Source organism: Citrobacter sp. Cf116 (assembly GCF_030336505.1).
GTDB lineage: Bacteria > Pseudomonadota > Gammaproteobacteria > Enterobacterales > Enterobacteriaceae > Citrobacter > Citrobacter freundii.
The window spans coordinates 1,435,903-1,452,779 of sequence record NZ_JAOWEQ010000037.1; the positions used below are offsets into that span (position 1 = coordinate 1,435,903).

Here is a 16,877-nt window from a genome sequence, read left to right on the forward strand (position 1 = left end):
CAAAGCCGGGATTAACCCGGCTTTGTTGTGGAATAAGGCGGTGCCTAACTCGACGTTTCGCCCGGAGGTTGATATGAGCTTCGCTAATATCAGATGTTGGACGGCAGGCACCTTGTTGTGCGTCATTCGAAGTTTATGTAGCACGTCCCGAAGGGGCTGACATAAGAAGGTGAATGAGCCACTGGTTAATATTATGCAGCATCTGTGCCAATACTCAAAACACTTTGTTAACACAATGATAAATATAGAAAATATGATTATTTATATGAGAAATGATATTGTCTATTTTTCACCCACACCGTCGCCAATCAGCAACACCCGTAACACTTAAAAATAAATTCGTTTTAAATCAAATAATTAAATGTCTCTTTTTGGCGACAATGTAACCTTACCTATGTCGGCATTTCCCGACACTTTACTTTTAGGTGCAAGCGCTGAGTTTATTGCCGGATAGCGGCGTGAACGCCTTATCCGGCCTACAACCGCATTTCCCCGTAAGCCTGATAAGCGTAGCGTTATCAGGCGGCAGACAAAAAAAAAGCCCCTCACAAGAGGGGCTTGATGATCATAGGCTAATTATCCAAGCTGTTTACGCGCGTTGCGGAAGATACGCATCCACGGGCTGTCCTCGCCCCAATTTTCCGGGTGCCAGGAGTTGCTCACGGTACGGAACACACGTTCTGGGTGCGGCATCATAATGGTGACGCGACCATTTTCAGTGGTCACAGCAGTAATACCATTCGGCGAACCGTTCGGGTTAGCCGGGTAAGCCTCGGTCACCTTACCGAAGTTATCGACGTAGCGCAGTGCCACCAGACCTTTGCTCTCAAGCTGAGCCAGATGCGCACCGTCACGCACTTCCACACGACCTTCACCGTGAGAAACGGCAATCGGCATCATCGACCCCACCATATCGGCAAGCAGTAAAGACGGGCTTTGCGTCACTTCGACCAGGCTGAAGCGGGCTTCAAAGCGGTCGGAGTGGTTACGCACAAAGCGCGGCCACAGGTCGCTTCCGGGGATTAGCTCACGCAGGTTAGACATCATCTGGCAACCGTTACACACCCCGAGCGCCAGGGTTTGCGGGCGATGGAAGAAGGTTTCGAACTCATCACGCACGCGGTTGTTGAACAAAATTGACTTCGCCCAACCTTCCCCTGCGCCGAGTACATCGCCGTAAGAGAAGCCGCCGCAGGCTACCAGCGCCTGGAAGTTACCCAGGCCGATGCGTCCCCCCAGCAGATCGCTCATGTGTACATCGATGGCGTCAAAGCCCGCACGGTGGAAAGCTGCCGCCATTTCGACGTGGGAGTTCACGCCCTGCTCGCGCAGCACGGCCACTTTCGGACGCGCACCGGTGGCGATATACGGCGCGGCAACATCGTCGTTAATATCGAACGTCAGTTTGACGTTGAGACCCGGATCGGCATCGTTGGTTTTAGCGTCGTGTTCCTGATCGGCGCATTCCGGGTTATCGCGCAGACGCTGCATCTGCCAGGTGGTTTCCGCCCACCACATACGCATCGTGGTGCGACTTTCGCTGAACACCACATGACCATCTGCTTCGACCACGAAGCGGTCGCCCTGCACGGCTTTCCCCAGATAGTGCACGCAATCGGCCAGGCCATGTTGAGCCAGCAACGCCTCAACCGCTTCACGATCACCTGCGCGAACCTGAATCACCGCGCCCAGCTCTTCGTTAAACAGCGCCGCCAGACGATCTTCACCCAGAGAGTGGATATCAGCTTCAATACCGCAGTGACCAGTGAAGGCCATTTCCGCCAGCGTCACCAGCAAGCCACCGTCGGAGCGATCGTGGTAGGCCAGCAGCTTACGCTGTGCGACCAGCGCCTGAATGGCGTCGTAGAAGCCTTTCAGTTGCTCTACGTTACGCACATCGGCAGGCTTATCCCCCAGTTGACGGTAAACCTGCGCCAGCGCCGTCGCACCAAGCGCGTTGTGACCCAGACCAAGGTCAATCAGCAACAGGGCGTTGTCTTCAGTAGAAAGCTGCGGGGTAATGGTGTGGCGCACATCTTCCACGCGGGCAAAGGCGGTGATCACCAGCGACAGCGGCGAGGTCATTTCACGCTGTTCGTTGCCTTCCTGCCAGCGGGTTTTCATCGACATAGAGTCTTTGCCCACCGGAATGGTCAGGCCAAGCGCCGGACATAATTCTTCCCCAACGGCTTTTACCGCTTCGTACAGTCCGGCGTCTTCGCCAGGGTGACCTGCAGCCGCCATCCAGTTGGCCGACAGTTTAATGCGTTTGATATCGCCAATCTGCGTTGCCGCAATGTTGGTCAGCGCCTCACCTACAGCCAGACGCGCAGAGGCTGAGAAGTCGAGCAATGCGACTGGCGCGCGCTCGCCGAGAGACATCGCTTCGCCGTAGTAGCTATCGAGGCTTGCGGTAGTGACCGCGCAGTTGGCGACCGGGATCTGCCATGGACCAACCATCTGGTCACGCGCCACCATACCGGTAACGGTACGGTCACCGATAGTCACGAGGAACGTTTTCTCCGCGACAGTCGGCAGATGCAGCACGCGGTTGACCGCATCTGCAATCGAGATTTCACTACGATCCAGTGCATCGCCTTTGGCTTTCAGCGTCTGCACATCGCGGGTCATTTTCGGTGTTTTACCCAGCAGCACATCGAGTGGCATGTCGATCGGCTGGTTGTCGAAGTGGCTGTCGCTCAAGGTCAGATGCTGTTCTTCGGTTGCTTCACCGATGACCGCGTACGGCGCGCGCTCGCGCTTACACAGTTCGTCAAACAGCGGCAATTGATCGGCAGCAACCGCCAGCACGTAGCGCTCCTGGGACTCGTTACACCAGATTTCCAGCGGGCTCATACCCGGCTCATCGCTGAGGATATCGCGCAGCTGGAACTTACCGCCGCGACCGCCATCGCTTACCAGCTCCGGCATGGCGTTAGACAGACCACCCGCGCCAACGTCATGGATAAACAGAATTGGGTTCGCATCGCCCATCTGCCAGCAACGGTCGATAACTTCCTGGCAACGACGTTCCATTTCCGGGTTATCACGCTGTACAGAAGCGAAATCAAGATCGGCATCAGACTGACCGGAAGCCATAGAGGAGGCTGCCCCGCCGCCAAGTCCAATGTTCATCGCCGGGCCGCCGAGGACGATCAGCTTGGCGCCAACGACGATCTCGCCTTTCTGCACGTGATCGGCACGGATGTTACCGATCCCGCCTGCCAGCATGATCGGTTTATGGTAACCGCGCAGCTCTTCGCCATTATGGCTGTTGACCTTTTCTTCATAGGTACGGAAGTAGCCGGTCAGCGCCGGGCGACCAAATTCGTTGTTAAACGCCGCGCCGCCCAGCGGGCCTTCGGTCATGATGTCGAGCGCGGTGACAATACGATCCGGCTTACCAAAGTCCTCTTCCCAAGGCTGTTCAAAGCCAGGAATACGCAGGTTGGAGACGGAGAAGCCTACCAGCCCGGCTTTCGGTTTTGCACCACGACCGGTTGCACCCTCATCGCGGATTTCTCCGCCGGAGCCGGTTGCCGCACCTGGCCACGGAGAGATAGCCGTCGGGTGGTTATGAGTTTCTACCTTCATCAGGATGTGGGCTGGTTCCTGATGGAAATCGTAGCGGCCGGTTTTGTGATCGGCAAAATAGCGGCCCACTTCAGAACCTTCCATTACCGCGGCGTTGTCTTTATAGGCAGACAGCACGTGGTCCGGCGTGGTTTCGAAGGTATTCTTGATCATCTTGAACAGCGACTTAGGCTGTTGTTTACCGTCGATAACCCAGTCGGCGTTAAAAATCTTGTGGCGGCAGTGCTCGGAGTTGGCCTGCGCAAACATGTACAGTTCAATGTCGTTCGGGTTGCGCCCCAGTTTGGTGAACGCATCCTGCAGATAGTCAATTTCGTCTTCCGCCAGCGCCAGACCCAGACGCAGGTTAGCGTCGATCAGCGCCTGACGTCCCTCACCCAGTAGATCAACGCTGGAGACCGGCGCCGGTTGGTGATGGACAAACAGTTTTTCGGCATCGTTCAGCGCAGAGAAAACCGTTTCCATCATGCGGTCGTGCAGTTCGTCGGCCACCATCTGCCATTGCTCAGCGGTCAGCGTAGAGGCTTCTACATACCAGGCAATGCCACGTTCCAGGCGGCTAATCTGATGCAGACCGCAGTTGTGGGCAATATCAGTCGCTTTAGAAGACCACGGGGAGATGGTGCCAGGGCGAGGCGTAACCAGCAGCAGTTTTCCTTCCGGGGCGTGGCTTTGCAGAGCAGGACCATATTTCAGCAGGCGTGCAAGCTGCGCGTGCTCATCTTCATTTAACGGTGCATTCAGATCGGCAAAATGGACGTACTCGGCGTAAATATTGTGGACCTGGAGGTTGGCAGCCTGAAAACGTGCCAGCAGTTTGTTAATACGGAATGCAGACAGTGCAGGTGAACCACGCAGAATTTCCATCATAAGTCTCTCGTCTTCTAAGCTTTCGGTGTGCCCAAGTGGGGAAACGGGCGTCATTATAAAGAATCTACCGCGCCGACGAAACCGTTTGCGTCGAAATAAAATCACGACCGTCACTTATCATCAAATGCGGTCAGATTTCTGAATAAGTTGCCAACTGACGCAAGTTTAAGCAAAATGCCGTTCATTAATGACGACTTCACTTCTTAATCAGCACCACAGCAGGCAGAGAAAACGTACGGTTCAGAGAATTAACTAATTGAAAAAATTAAAGATTAATTATCTGTTCATCGGCATATTGACGCTGTTGTTGGCAGCGGCCCTTTGGCCATCTATTCCCTGGTTCGGTAAAGCCGAAAATCGTATCGCCGCCATTCAGTCGCGGGGAGAGCTGCGCGTCAGTACCATCGACTCGCCGTTAACTTACGCGACCCTCAACGGCAAAAAATTCGGCCTGGATTATGAACTGGCCCAGGAATTTGCCGACTACTTAGGCGTGAAGTTAAAAGTTACCGTACGCCAGAACATCAGCCAGCTTTTTGACGACCTGGATAACGGCAATGCCGACCTGTTAGCCGCAGGCCTGGTCTATAACAGCGAGCGGGTGAAAAATTACCAGCCAGGCCCGACCTATTATTCGGTTTCACAACAGCTGGTGTACCGGGTTGGGCAATATCGCCCGCGCACGCTTGCCACCGTGAACGAAAGCCAACTGACTATCGCCCCGGGGCATGTGGTGGTTAACGATCTCCAGCAGCTAAAAGAGAAAAAATTTCCCGATCTGAGCTGGAAAGTTGATGACAAAAAGGGCACCACCGAATTGCTCGATGATGTAATCGCCGGAAAGCTGGATTACACCATTGCAGATTCTGTCGCCATCAGCTTATACCAACGCGTGCATCCTGAGCTGGCCGTAGCGCTGGACGTCTCTGACGAACAGCCGGTGACCTGGTTTAGTCGTCTGGACGATGACAACACGCTGTCTGCCGCCTTGTTGGATTTCTTTAACACCATGAATGAAGACGGTTCTCTGGCACGGCTGGAAGAGAAATATCTCGGGCATGGCGATGATTTTGACTATGTCGATACCCGCACCTTTTTGCGCGCCGTAGACAGCGTGTTGCCGGACCTTAAGCCGCTGTTTGAGAAGTATGCGCAGGAGATAGACTGGCGACTGCTGGCTGCTATCTCATATCAGGAATCACACTGGGACGCGCAGGCCACCTCTCCAACCGGCGTACGCGGACTGATGATGCTGACCAAAAATACTGCTCAGAGTCTCGGGCTGACTGACCGTACCGATGCCGAACAGAGCATCAGCGGCGGCGCGCGATACTTGCAGGATATGATGAGTAAAGTACCGGATACCGTCCCCGAAGGAGAACGCATCTGGTTTGCCCTTGCAGCCTATAACATGGGTTATGCGCACATGCTTGATGCGCGGGCGCTAACGGTGAAAACCAAAGGCAATCCGAACAGTTGGTCCGACGTAAAACAGCGGCTACCGCTGCTCAGCCAAAAGCCGTATTACAACAAGCTGACCTATGGCTATGCGCGTGGCCACGAAGCTTACGCCTATGTGGAAAATATCCGTAAGTACCAGATTAGCCTGGTGGGGTATCTGCAGGAGAAAGAAAAACAGGCGCAGGAAACGCAGCAACTGGCTCAGGATTACCCGGCGGTGTCGCCGGCTGAGCTGTTGGGTAAAGATAAATTTCCGCTTTCAGCCTTTCTGACTCAGACGTCGTCAAACTACCTGTCGCACTCCCCTTCCCTGCTGTTTTCAGCACAGAAGAAAGAGGACCAATAGTCTGATTGGTATTTACTGATTAGCGGATTTTTTCAGGGCCTTGATTTCCTGCCGACGCATGCGAAAGAAATCACTGAGCAACGTGGCACATTCATCCCGCAGTATCCCCTCTGTCACTTCAACCCGATGATTCATCCCTGGGTGATGCAGCACATCCATTAATGACCCGGCAGCGCCCGTTTTCGCATCGCGTGCACCAAAAACCACTCGGCCGATACGGCTGTGAACCATCGCGCCTGCGCACATCACGCACGGCTCCAGAGTGACGTACAGCGTGGCATCTAACAAACGGTAGTTTTGCAGCACCAGGCCGCCCTGGCGCAGCGCCATAATCTCAGCGTGGGCAGTCGGATCATGATGACCTATCGGGCGGTTCCAGCCTTCGCCAATCACTCGATTGTTATGTACCAATACCGCACCCACCGGGACTTCACGCTCATCCCAGGCGCGCTTAGCCAGCGTTAAAGCATGACGCATCCAGTATTCGTGGCTAAATTCAACATCTGACAAAGGGGTTACTCCACCAATAAAAGCGGGCGCATTATACACAGACGCTATCGTTTACTCTATTCGAGTTGTTGCAGCTCTCCCCGCGGCGTGACGCGCCAGCGATGCTGGCAAAAAGAGAGCAACGGATTGTCCTGATTACTGTCACTATAGCCACTGTAAAGCTGTAGCGGTGCGCCAATGTGGCGTTCCAGTTGCGTCACTTTCTCATGGCCCAGACAGCGCAGAGTCAGCACCCAGCCGCCGTATCCCCGCGCCATTTTGCTGGCGATCAGATTGACTCGCGGTAGCCACGGAGTATCAAAGTAAACCTGCTCGACCAACGACTGTGGAGAGCCGGTAATAAGCCAAATGTCAGCGTCAGAGCTTAACAGGTAGGTTGTCAGGCGCTGCTGAACGAGCGGAAACGCCGTCACGTTACTGCGAAACCAGCGCACAAAGTCGGCCTGATGCGCTTTCAGACGCGCCTCGCTGCGACCAAAAGTGCATCCCCATAACAGCAGGCTCATTGGCCAGCGGGCGGCGCGCCCTTGTATCAGCAATGCCAGCGCAATCACCGGTAGCAGAGGCAGCACCAGCAACGCGTTCAGCGGCTGACGACGTAGCAGATAACGTATAAAACTACCGAACATATCCTGCTGGTGTAACGTGCCATCCAAATCAAAAAAGACAACGCGGCGCTGGTGATTGGTCAAACCTTATTCCTCTGGATCAGTGAATCCCAATAGCCAGGTAAACAGGAACCCGGCGATAACTGCTACCAGATAGCCTAACAGATAGAACATCACTTTTCCGGCAACAATCGTCAGTGCCAGCGGTAATCCGGAGATGCCAAACGTGATGACCGTCGCCACCTTCCAGTAGCTAATCAGCGCTCCACCTACCGCGCCGCCAAGACATGCACCGATAAACGGCTTACCCAACGGCAGCGTTACGCCAAAAATCAGCGGCTCGCCTATACCCAGCAGTCCGACAGGCAGTGCACCTTTGATTACTTTTTTTAACCGCGCATTTCGGGTTTTCATCAGAACCGCGATCGCAGCACCTATTTGCCCAACGCCCGCCATCGCCAGGATCGGAAAGAGCGCGTTATAACCGTGTGCCTGAACCAGCTCAACATGGATGGGCACCAATCCCTGATGAAGTCCAGTGAGCACCAACGGCAGGAAGGTTCCTGCCAGCACGGCACCGACCAGAAAACCGCCGCGATCGATAGCCCAGGATGCGCCGTGAGCAATAGACTCAGAAATCCAGCCGCCAAGCGGTTGCAGCGCCACAATCGCGATTACGCCGGTAATGATGGTAGTCAGCAGCGGATTAAGGATAAGCTCCAGTGATTCTGGCAACAGCTCGCGGAATTTGCGTTCGATCCAACACATCAACGCCACCACCAGCAGTACCGCGATCACTCCGCCGCGCCCCGGCTGCAACGCTTCGCCAAACAGCGTGATTTGTGCCAGTTGCGGGCTGGAGAGAATCCCCGCCATCACCCCGCCCATCGCCAGGGAACCACCGAAAACTTTGGCGGTATTCACCCCGACCAGAATATTCATAATGGCAAACACGGCGCTGCCAAATATGCCCATCAACCCCAGCATATTCGGATAGTGGGTCGCAAAATCCCCCACGATGTCCGGGCGCTTAAGGATGTTAATAATGCCGGTAATCAAACCAGAGGCGATAAACGCCGGAATAAGAGGGATAAAGACGTTCGCCAGCTTGCGCAGCGCATCGCTCATCGGCGCTTTGTACTTCGCTTTGGCATCTGACTTTGTGCGCTCGATATCATTGGCACCAGCTCGCTCGCCGCCATCGGCAATCAGGGAACGCATGGCATCCACCACTTTGGCCGCTTTACCGGGGCCGACAATAATCTGGTGCTGCGCGCCCTGCTTCACGTAGCCGCTGACACCGGGCAGTTGCCTGAGACGAGGGATATCGAGCTGTCCATCATCCTGAACTTCAACCCTGACGCGGGTCATACAGTTTTCCAGGCGCAGAATATTTTTCTCTCCGCCAACGCCCAGTAGAATATCGCTGGCCAGCACCGCCGTCTTATCCATATACACCTCTTAGTGTTCTAACGCCGCGCGTAAAAAACCCTGGTGAGCGGCAAGCTTTTCGCGGGCGGCAGCGGCGTCAAGGCCGGTGAGCGCCATTAAAATAGCTGGCTTAACGTCAAAATCAGTCTGCTTTAGCAGCGCTTGCGCCTGTTCACGCGCAATGCCCGTGGCTTCAACCACCATACGGCACGCCCGATCGACCAGTTTGACGTTGGTTGCCTGCATGTCCACCATCAGGTTCTGATAAACCTTACCGAACTTCACCATCGCTCCGGTGGAGATCATATTGAGCACCAGCTTTTGCGCGGTGCCGGATTTCAGTCGTGTTGACCCGGTCAGCGCCTCTGGCCCCACTACCGGAGAAATGGCAATATCCGCTTCATGCGCGATAGGGGAATCCGGATTGCAAGAAATAGCCACCGTCGTACAGCCCACCGAACGCGCATATTTCAGCCCACCAATTACATACGGCGTGCGACCAGATGCTGCCAGCCCCACCACCAGATCCTGCGCGGTAAGATTGAGCGCACACAGATCGTCTTCACCTAACTGTGGGTTATCTTCCGCACCCTCAACCGCCTTCAGCAGCGCGCCCGGCCCCCCGGCAATCAATCCAACCACCAGACCGTGTGGAACGCCGAAGGTCGGTGGGCATTCAGACGCATCCAGTACCCCGAGACGCCCGCTGGTCCCCGCTCCCATGTAAATAATGCGACCACCTGCTTTTAGTGCGTTAGCTGCCGCATCAACCGCACACGCAACTTGAGGCAGAGTTGCTTTTACTGCTTCGGCTACCAGCGTATCCTGTTGATTAAAACGATGAACCAACTCCAGCGTGGAGAGCGCATCCAGGTCCATGGTCTGTGGATTGCGGGTTTCTGAAACTAATGCACCGAGATTCATTTTTTGTTCCTTAGGAATTTTTAATTCATAATAATCTGCCATAATGGAATATTATATTCATCCAGGCGAATGAAATTTTGTTTTGTAATCGCCATCACGTTTTCGCCAGGAGACAGCATGAACTGTTTAATTCGCATTCGTCAGCGTTACCCGGACCTCGCGCAAAGCGATAAAAAATTGGCAGATTATCTCCTTTCCCAGCCGGATACTGCGCGTCATCTCAGTTCGCAGCAGTTGGCCGCGGAGGCGGGCGTCAGCCAGTCCAGCGTGGTGAAGTTCGCGCAAAAGATGGGTTTTAAAGGATTTCCTGCACTCAAACTGGCGATCAGCGAAGCGCTGGCCAGCAATCCCAACCCCCATTCCATTCCGGTACATAATCAGATTCGCGGTGACGATCCTATGCGTCTGGTGGGGGAAAAGTTGATTCAGGAGAACGTGGCGGCGATGCATGCGACGCTGGACGTCAACAGCGAAGAGAAACTGATGGAGAGCGTCACAATGCTGCGTTCAGCCCGACGCATTATCGTGACCGGGATTGGCGCATCGGGTCTGGTGGCACAGAATTTTGCCTGGAAGTTGCTGAAGATTGGTTTTAACGCGGTGGTGGAACGCGATATGCACGCCCTGCTGGCGACGGTGCAAGCCCTTTCGCCCAACGATCTGCTGCTGGCCATTTCGTATACCGGAGAGCGCCGCGAGCTCAACCTGGCTGCAGATGAAACGTTGCGCACCGGCGCGAAAATCCTCGCCATCACTGGATTTACACCGAACGCCCTGCAGCAACGGGCAAGTCATTGTCTGTACACGATTGCCGAGGAGCAGGCCACCCGCAGCGCAGCGATTTCTTCCACTCATGCGCAAATGATGCTCACTGATTTACTGTTTATGGCGCTGGTGCAGCAGGATCTGGAGCATGCTCCGGAACGCATTCGTCACAGCGAAGCTCTGGTAAAAAAACTGGTCTGAGCAAAGAATGCGCGTATAATGCCCGCCCGGTTTGTGATGTTTTGAGAGTTTCCTGATGGCCCTGTTAATCACTAAAAAGTGTATCAATTGCGATATGTGCGTCAACTGATAAAAACATCAGTAATTTCAAAATAATAATTAATTGTGTTGCGGGCTGTGTTGCTGATTTTTCGGATTGAAAATTTCCAAAATATTTTCAGCAACACAAAAACCCCCTCTGCCAGATACTACCCCCGGCGAATACGCGAGCGTCAACTCTACGACCTTCGCATTACGAATTAGTAGAATCACATTTAACTAACTGTTTTACATTTACATTGCCGCATTCACATTGCACAACTCAATGGCCCATGATGTAAGAAAGTGGAAGACGATTTACCATGTATGGCACAAATCTGACACGTTACCACAATGAGGTTATACCGCTGGTGGTACAGCACTGTACGATATTCTGCGCAGTCGATGTGTTTATCATTTCCAGTACATCCAGATAGCTCAACCACAGGTTGTACAGTAAACAGCTTATCACTTTTCCGTGTGCCTAGCGCCGTCCTACCAATCCACAGTTGTAGCAGTTTGAGAATGAATATATATATATAGACTCAGGTATAGAGCCCCCAAAAAAGTTTTACTTAGAAGTACAACAAAGTTTTTGTGACATCATATACCTTGTTTTTTATTCTTAAAAACAATAAACTATTAACTATTTTACTAACAACTGAACATTGTAAAAGTAATGAGAGGGTTATATTGAACACACAAAAACAATTCATTGAACAAGAAAAATCACTGGCTATGGATTATGCAAAGGCTTTTGGTATTTTCTTTGTTTTAATAGGTCATATTGCCAATGAAGTGTTTAACTTTTATAATGCTTACTTATTTCACATGCCGTTATTTTTCCTGATAGGTGGAATGTTATATAAAGGAAACAGGACGCTAATAAACCTTTCAGTACATGTAATAAAAAAACAAACTCCTTTCATTGTTATAACGTATTTAATAATCGGCTATATATCAATAATAATCACATCTAATTACGGCATTAGGATCGGGGATGCGTTTTCAATAAATATTTATGAAACAATAAAACTAGCAATAAAATCAAACTTTCATAATAACAAATTATTTTTAACATGTTGGTTTTTGTTTGCATACATATTTGTTAGTATTTTTTCTTCTGCAGCTATTCAACTTTTTGAAAAGGTCATTAAAAACAAAACATTATCAAACATTGCCCTCGTTGTTTTTTGCATAGCATGTATTGTAATATCTATAAATCACCTCGCTCTCGAGTATGCTACAACAAGAAATTATAAAACAAATCTTATGTGTCAGATTTTAACAGGCATGGCATTCTATACATTAGGCTACACATTAAAAAACGTCTTTTACAGAATGCTTAACTTTTACGCATTCATATTATTAACAACACTGTTGTTCATCTTCAAAAACTACGGATTGTCAACGCAGACCATTATGTCATGGAGTTACTACCCTGACGGGGTATTAATGACGGTTATTAATGCATTAATCGGAGCATACGCAATATTTTACATCTCGAGTTTACTTGCGAAATGCTCCGATGAAATGAAGTTGCTTAGAAACATAGGTCAAAAATCAAGAACCATAATGGCGTATCATTTGTTAGTTTATGTAGTACTGGACATAATTGCCGCCAAATTAGGAATTTATAGCCTGGTCGGGACAGATGCTTATAACAATCATTATATCAGTAACTGGTCACTACCAATTTATATAGCCGCTGGTCTATTCATTCCTCTTTTACTAAGCCAAGCAAAAGATACATTGTTTGGTGCGCTTAAACCAAAGTTTCTTTCGCCATTAAGAAATATACAAAACTAATTTTCGGGTCGTGGAGGCCATTTAATATCAGGTGCAGTCGATGTGTCCACCGTCTGCACCTCTTTGATGTAGTTCATCCAGGCTATCAGGCTGGCTTTATCTTCATCGCTGATAATGCCTAACTGCAATTCAGTCTGCCAGAAGCTGATTGTTTCCTGTGCTTCTGTCAGCAATGTGGCCTTTTGCTGATCCGCCGCTTTAACATCAGCTGCGTGCTGAGCATCAGCATCAGTTACCCACTTCTCACCATCCCATTTATCATACGGGCCTGAAGGCTCGCTGGTAGTGTAACCATCATGTACAGAGCCGATATAATCAATGGTGGATTTCATTCCGTCAGTGGTTGAGTAAACAATCTCGCCCCGATTGTCTTCTTCCTGACTCCAGGCTCCATTTTTAAATACGGCTACTTGTCCAGCCACTTCGTCACCAGGGTCAATGTCTGTTGAATGTCCAGGCATGCTTACACCGGTATTAATATACTCGTCAGACCAACCAGTATATTCCCCGGTATCCGGAGCGTAATAAAAGCAGCGAATTTCGCCCGGTTCTGTAGCCAGACCATTTTTATCAAAAACAGGTTTCATTATTTCGCCCTTACGAGAAAGTTAAATGCAATGTTACGGGGACGTGTTTCATTTCCGCCAGTGGATACCATTCGATCTGCAAACGGCCCTTCACCATCATTATTTGTTGCTGATACTCTATAATTACCACTGCTGGGAGTAGGACCACCTTGTGCATAACCAACAAATATTGAATGAACGTGCTCTTTAAATTGTTCTGACTGGCTGGACATTATTGTGCGCCCACTATCAACACCTCGCCCATCGTCCCAGATACGCAGAAATTCCCCGCGAGCTTCTGTCAGTATTAATCCCGGAAATACAAGCGCCAGCTTAGGGTACGTAGACGCAGAGAACGTTGCACCATTGAATTTCAAAAACACCATATCAGCCCATTCGGTCATTACGGTATTCGGCATTGCGGAGGACGGCCAGAAGAAGGGGATTCCGATCGCCGGAGCACCAGCACCGAGGCGAAGGTTTGATATAAGCGCATTCGTAAATTTTGTCACCAAACCGTTAACGTCAGCATTATCCAGAGCATCCGCGCCAGAGTTCGCAATAAACTGACCCACCAGCGCAGCGATCGTGGTCGCCTGGCGAATTGCTTTGTTGACCTGTGCGCTGGATGCTTTGCCTGCCGTAAAACCAGAAAGCAGAGCCGGAAGAGCTTCCCAGTCAGCTTGTGATGTGACGTTAGCGTTAGGATCAAGCGCGAACGCTTTAAAGTTATTTGTTGCCATTAGAGTAAAGTCCCCCATGCTCCTACATCGAACCCGCCGATGTATTCGTTATCCATATCAAACCCAAAGAATTTAGAACCCTCGGACGGTGTTTCTACCGAAGGCGTTTCAACATCACCGGCCCATACGCCAGCTGCTTTAACGGTGAGATAGCCCTGTTTGATAGCGGCGATCAGTTCGAGAGACACATCAGAAATATCAGTCTCAGGAAAAACCCAGACCGAGATCGTCATGTCCTGGTTGTCGACAATTTGCATCTTCAGGCCAGAGCCTGCAGTCGCAGCGTCAAGGATGGGGGGCAGCGAATCATTGCGACCGTCCCAGTTGTTTATAGCTATTTTCGCTTTCAGAATGATGCGGTAGGTTGCATCGCTCAGAGTGGTATAGCCTGAATCTGGGTCATACGGACCTTGCCATACGCCCTGGTCATATCCGAGCCCGTCAGTATCCCAGCTAAAATACACCCCGCTAATCGGCTGGCTGACAATTCGGCTACGTCCGATCCAGAGCCCGAGAGTGTCGAGCTGCACGCCGACCGCCGTATCGATATCGAAGGCTGTTACAAGCCCTGACATAGTACTGGACACATCAATCAGTGGGCGGGTGCTCAGATCTATATGGTCAAAAAAGAGTGGCTTGGTAGCGTGGTAGTTAGTGATGAGTTCGGTGTATTTGCTCATGAGGTCACCGTGATACTGATATTCGCGGTGCTACAGGACGCAGAAGCATCATAGGCAATATCAATGTTTGATGCCGATACGCTGCCAGACGACTTACCGATCAGCAGGTCGGTAATATCGTAATAGCGGGCATTTCCGCCGCTCACAACACCAAGGTTTGCCGGGGAATAAATACGGCTCAGTAGAACGTCGTCGCCAATTGTCAGTCCATTTATATAATCGGCAACAGCCTGTTTAATCTGCTCGCCGATTTGAGAGGTATAGCCAGTAAAAACTTTCAGGGTAATGGCTACGAAAATTGGCACATCAGTGGACCGCGAAAAACTGATGACGTGAGGATTACCGTAAGTATCCGGCACCGTCACAGAAGTTTTACCGTAAGTTGCGGTTCCCTGCCCTTTATTTCCCCGGATGGTCTGGGCTATTTCGGTAACATCCCCTCCATCAACGATGGCGGAAATTGAGTGCGGCGGCAGCCCGTTGCTGTCGGTTGCTCCTGTGTCGTTCTCATAAAGCTTGTGACGTGTCACGCCAGCAACATTAGCGATTGCACCGTCGACACCTTCAAACGGTGTGATCGATGGCAGCGCGACACTCTGCCCCTGCCGTATGCGCAGTTCTGCGTCGGTTTCGGCTGGTGAACCGACAGTAGCCGCAGCCGGGTTGGTTACCGACACCCAGCCGCGAGTCGGTGTGTTAATCGTGGTGATAGTCCCGGCCATCGCCGCAACCGAACCGCTATTCGCACATGTGGCCGTCACCAGCACAGTACCATCAACGCCGATCGCTACACTCGCTGGAAAATTCCAGATAATGCCGTTTTTATCCCGTGCGGAGCCATTCGTGATAGTCGTGCCCGCCGTACCGGTTAACAGAAGGTCAGCAGTAGAGTTTGTCGCTACTTTTCGCGTGATCCCGTTAATTTTCACATTGCTGCTAAGCGCTGCGGCCTGCGCTGTCGTCGGTGAAAACGAGTTGTAGATCTCGATAGCAGTATTGTTCGCGTCATGCACGGCAAGAGCCACCAGCGCGACCATTTGCCCGTCTTTGCTGTCTGGTTCGAGGTAGGCATCACTACCGTAAATCTGCCTGAAATAGCTGGTCAGTGTATCGAGGATTGTCTGGTAATCAGGCGCACTAATCCCCTGGGCGGTTACCGTTGCCGATAGCCCCAGCGTGTCGAGGTTCAAAGCCATTTATGCCTCGCTTGTTACAGTCGTCTGGCCGTAGATTGTGTCAATGGAGGAAGTGAAGGTGACGCGGCGGCTGGCGCCGTCATAGTTGGTATCGAAGGAAAGGATCGACAGAACGCCCGGCGTATCCTGAATGCGTTCGCGTATAGCCAGGATGTAGACGTCAGATCGCTGTTTACCAAGCACTGACTGAACATACGGCGTGCCTTCCGTCAGATCGAGAAACCACTGACCGCGCCACAGCTCGAAACGGGTTTTTACGGCCTGGGCGACACACTCCGGGCTGTCGATAAGGAAGGTATCGTCACCCTGCCCGAAAGTGTAATCGCCGTCAGCATATTCTCGTCGGTATCGCATCAGTTTACCCCGTCTGTGTTGCTGGTGCCGTGCTGCACACCTCCATGAGTGTGAGTCTCATCAATCCGTTTGCCGTTGGCCTTAACGGTGCCGATGAACTCAACCGCGCCGGTAATTTTTGAAGCAACGCCGGAAACAACAGAACCAACCATTCCAGACATCCAAGTTAACAAGCCGTGAATGGTCACCTTCTCCGAGAAGTCAGCCAGAGGGGTAACAACATCTAGGCCGCCAGGCGCAACGATTTTAATTTTCTGCGTGGTGGGATTGAGCTCGAAATACGTGCTCCCGTCGTCGCTACGCAACTGTGTGGCTCCGGTACTGATACCGCTGATTTTCTGTGCCTGCGACTGCGGGCCAACGATGGCGAACGCATCGGATAAATCATGCTGACGTGGGTCAACAGTCTCCTGAACACCACCACTCTGCCACCAGAAATCGATGCAACGGTCGGCAAAGATCAGCAGGCACTCGTCGCCTTCTTTAACCGGAAAGGTCAGCGTGCAACCGCCGCCGCGCGGGAAGATAACCGGCACATCCACCAGCGGTTTTAATTCGGTGGAGTCATCGCCAACAATACCGCGTAGCGCCACCTCTACCGTGCAGGTTACTGCGTCAGGATCGAATGACTGAATGATGCCAGGGATCGCTACACGCATCTGGGTAGACACCGAATCGGCAATAGCCTGCGCGGTCTGCTGCTCACCGCCGATCTGTGATTGAGTTGGAATTGGCATATAAACCCCATAAAAAAACCCGCCG

Annotated in this window: 14 protein-coding genes; 3 read left to right on the forward strand and 11 right to left on the reverse strand. The window is 51.7% G+C overall.

What is annotated here, in order from left to right; translation table 11 throughout:
- Nucleotides 1–576: 576 nt before the first annotated feature.
- Nucleotides 577–4,464 (reverse strand): phosphoribosylformylglycinamidine synthase, encoded by a 3,888-nt coding sequence (gene purL / locus OGV74_RS16200; RefSeq protein WP_086504428.1) that lies wholly within the window; start codon nt 4,462–4,464, stop codon nt 577–579.
- A gap of 256 nt (nt 4,465–4,720) precedes the next feature.
- On the opposite strand from purL, the gene mltF reads away from it, so the two are divergent.
- The gene (mltF, locus tag OGV74_RS16205) at nt 4,721–6,271 is read left to right on the forward strand and encodes a membrane-bound lytic murein transglycosylase MltF (RefSeq protein ID WP_003838390.1); all 1,551 of its coding nucleotides are present in this window, start codon (nt 4,721–4,723) and stop codon (nt 6,269–6,271) included.
- 12 nt (nt 6,272–6,283) lie between these two features.
- Here the strand turns inward: mltF and tadA are convergent, their stop codons facing one another.
- Genes tadA through murQ form a run of 4 tightly spaced genes read right to left on the reverse strand, consistent with a single transcriptional unit; the run spans nt 6,284 to nt 9,744 of the window.
- Complete coding sequence (gene tadA / locus OGV74_RS16210) at nt 6,284–6,820, reverse strand: tRNA adenosine(34) deaminase TadA (protein ID WP_071593187.1); 537 nt, start codon at nt 6,818–6,820, stop codon at nt 6,284–6,286.
- 17 nt (nt 6,821–6,837) lie between these two features.
- Nucleotides 6,838–7,473 (reverse strand): phosphatidylglycerophosphatase C, encoded by a 636-nt coding sequence (gene yfhb, locus OGV74_RS16215; protein WP_071698717.1) that lies wholly within the window; start codon nt 7,471–7,473, stop codon nt 6,838–6,840.
- 3 nt (nt 7,474–7,476) lie between these two features.
- Nucleotides 7,477–8,841, reverse strand: coding sequence for a PTS transporter subunit EIIC (locus tag OGV74_RS16220; RefSeq protein WP_071667730.1), 1,365 nt, complete (start codon nt 8,839–8,841; stop codon nt 7,477–7,479).
- A 9-nt stretch (nt 8,842–8,850) separates the two neighbouring features.
- Nucleotides 8,851–9,744, reverse strand: a complete 894-nt coding sequence (murQ, locus tag OGV74_RS16225) for an N-acetylmuramic acid 6-phosphate etherase (protein WP_003037596.1) — start codon at nt 9,742–9,744, stop codon at nt 8,851–8,853.
- Between the two features lie 117 nt (nt 9,745–9,861).
- Between murQ and OGV74_RS16230 the strand changes: the two genes are divergently transcribed.
- The gene (locus OGV74_RS16230) at nt 9,862–10,710 is read left to right on the forward strand and encodes a MurR/RpiR family transcriptional regulator (RefSeq protein WP_003037593.1); all 849 of its coding nucleotides are present in this window, start codon (nt 9,862–9,864) and stop codon (nt 10,708–10,710) included.
- 750 nt (nt 10,711–11,460) lie between these two features.
- Nucleotides 11,461–12,576, forward strand: coding sequence for an acyltransferase family protein (locus OGV74_RS16235; RefSeq protein WP_286521103.1), 1,116 nt, complete (start codon nt 11,461–11,463; stop codon nt 12,574–12,576).
- On the opposite strand, the gene OGV74_RS16240 is transcribed toward OGV74_RS16235, so the two are convergent.
- From OGV74_RS16240 to OGV74_RS16265, 6 genes are read right to left on the reverse strand one after another with little or no spacing between them, the layout of a single operon-like run.
- Nucleotides 12,573–13,163: a tail fiber assembly protein gene (locus OGV74_RS16240; protein WP_286521105.1), complete on the reverse strand. Its 591-nt coding sequence runs from the start codon at nt 13,161–13,163 to the stop codon at nt 12,573–12,575. The genes OGV74_RS16235 and OGV74_RS16240 overlap by 4 nt on opposite strands.
- Nucleotides 13,163–13,885: a phage tail protein gene (locus OGV74_RS16245; RefSeq protein WP_286521106.1), complete on the reverse strand. Its 723-nt coding sequence runs from the start codon at nt 13,883–13,885 to the stop codon at nt 13,163–13,165. Before OGV74_RS16245 ends, OGV74_RS16240 begins: the two co-directional genes overlap by 1 nt.
- Nucleotides 13,885–14,565, reverse strand: coding sequence for a baseplate wedge 1 family protein (locus OGV74_RS16250; RefSeq protein ID WP_286521108.1), 681 nt, complete (start codon nt 14,563–14,565; stop codon nt 13,885–13,887). Before OGV74_RS16250 ends, OGV74_RS16245 begins: the two co-directional genes overlap by 1 nt.
- Complete coding sequence (locus OGV74_RS16255) at nt 14,562–15,761, reverse strand: baseplate J/gp47 family protein (protein WP_126287129.1); 1,200 nt, start codon at nt 15,759–15,761, stop codon at nt 14,562–14,564. The genes OGV74_RS16250 and OGV74_RS16255 overlap by 4 nt, the downstream gene beginning before the upstream one ends.
- On the reverse strand, nt 15,762–16,115 hold the full coding sequence (locus OGV74_RS16260) for a contractile injection system sheath initiator (RefSeq protein ID WP_286521111.1): 354 nt from the start codon (nt 16,113–16,115) through the stop codon (nt 15,762–15,764). It lies immediately after the preceding gene.
- Nucleotides 16,115–16,852 (reverse strand): Gp138 family membrane-puncturing spike protein, encoded by a 738-nt coding sequence (locus OGV74_RS16265; RefSeq protein WP_286521113.1) that lies wholly within the window; start codon nt 16,850–16,852, stop codon nt 16,115–16,117. The genes OGV74_RS16260 and OGV74_RS16265 overlap by 1 nt, the downstream gene beginning before the upstream one ends.
- Nucleotides 16,853–16,877: the final 25 nt, after the last annotated feature.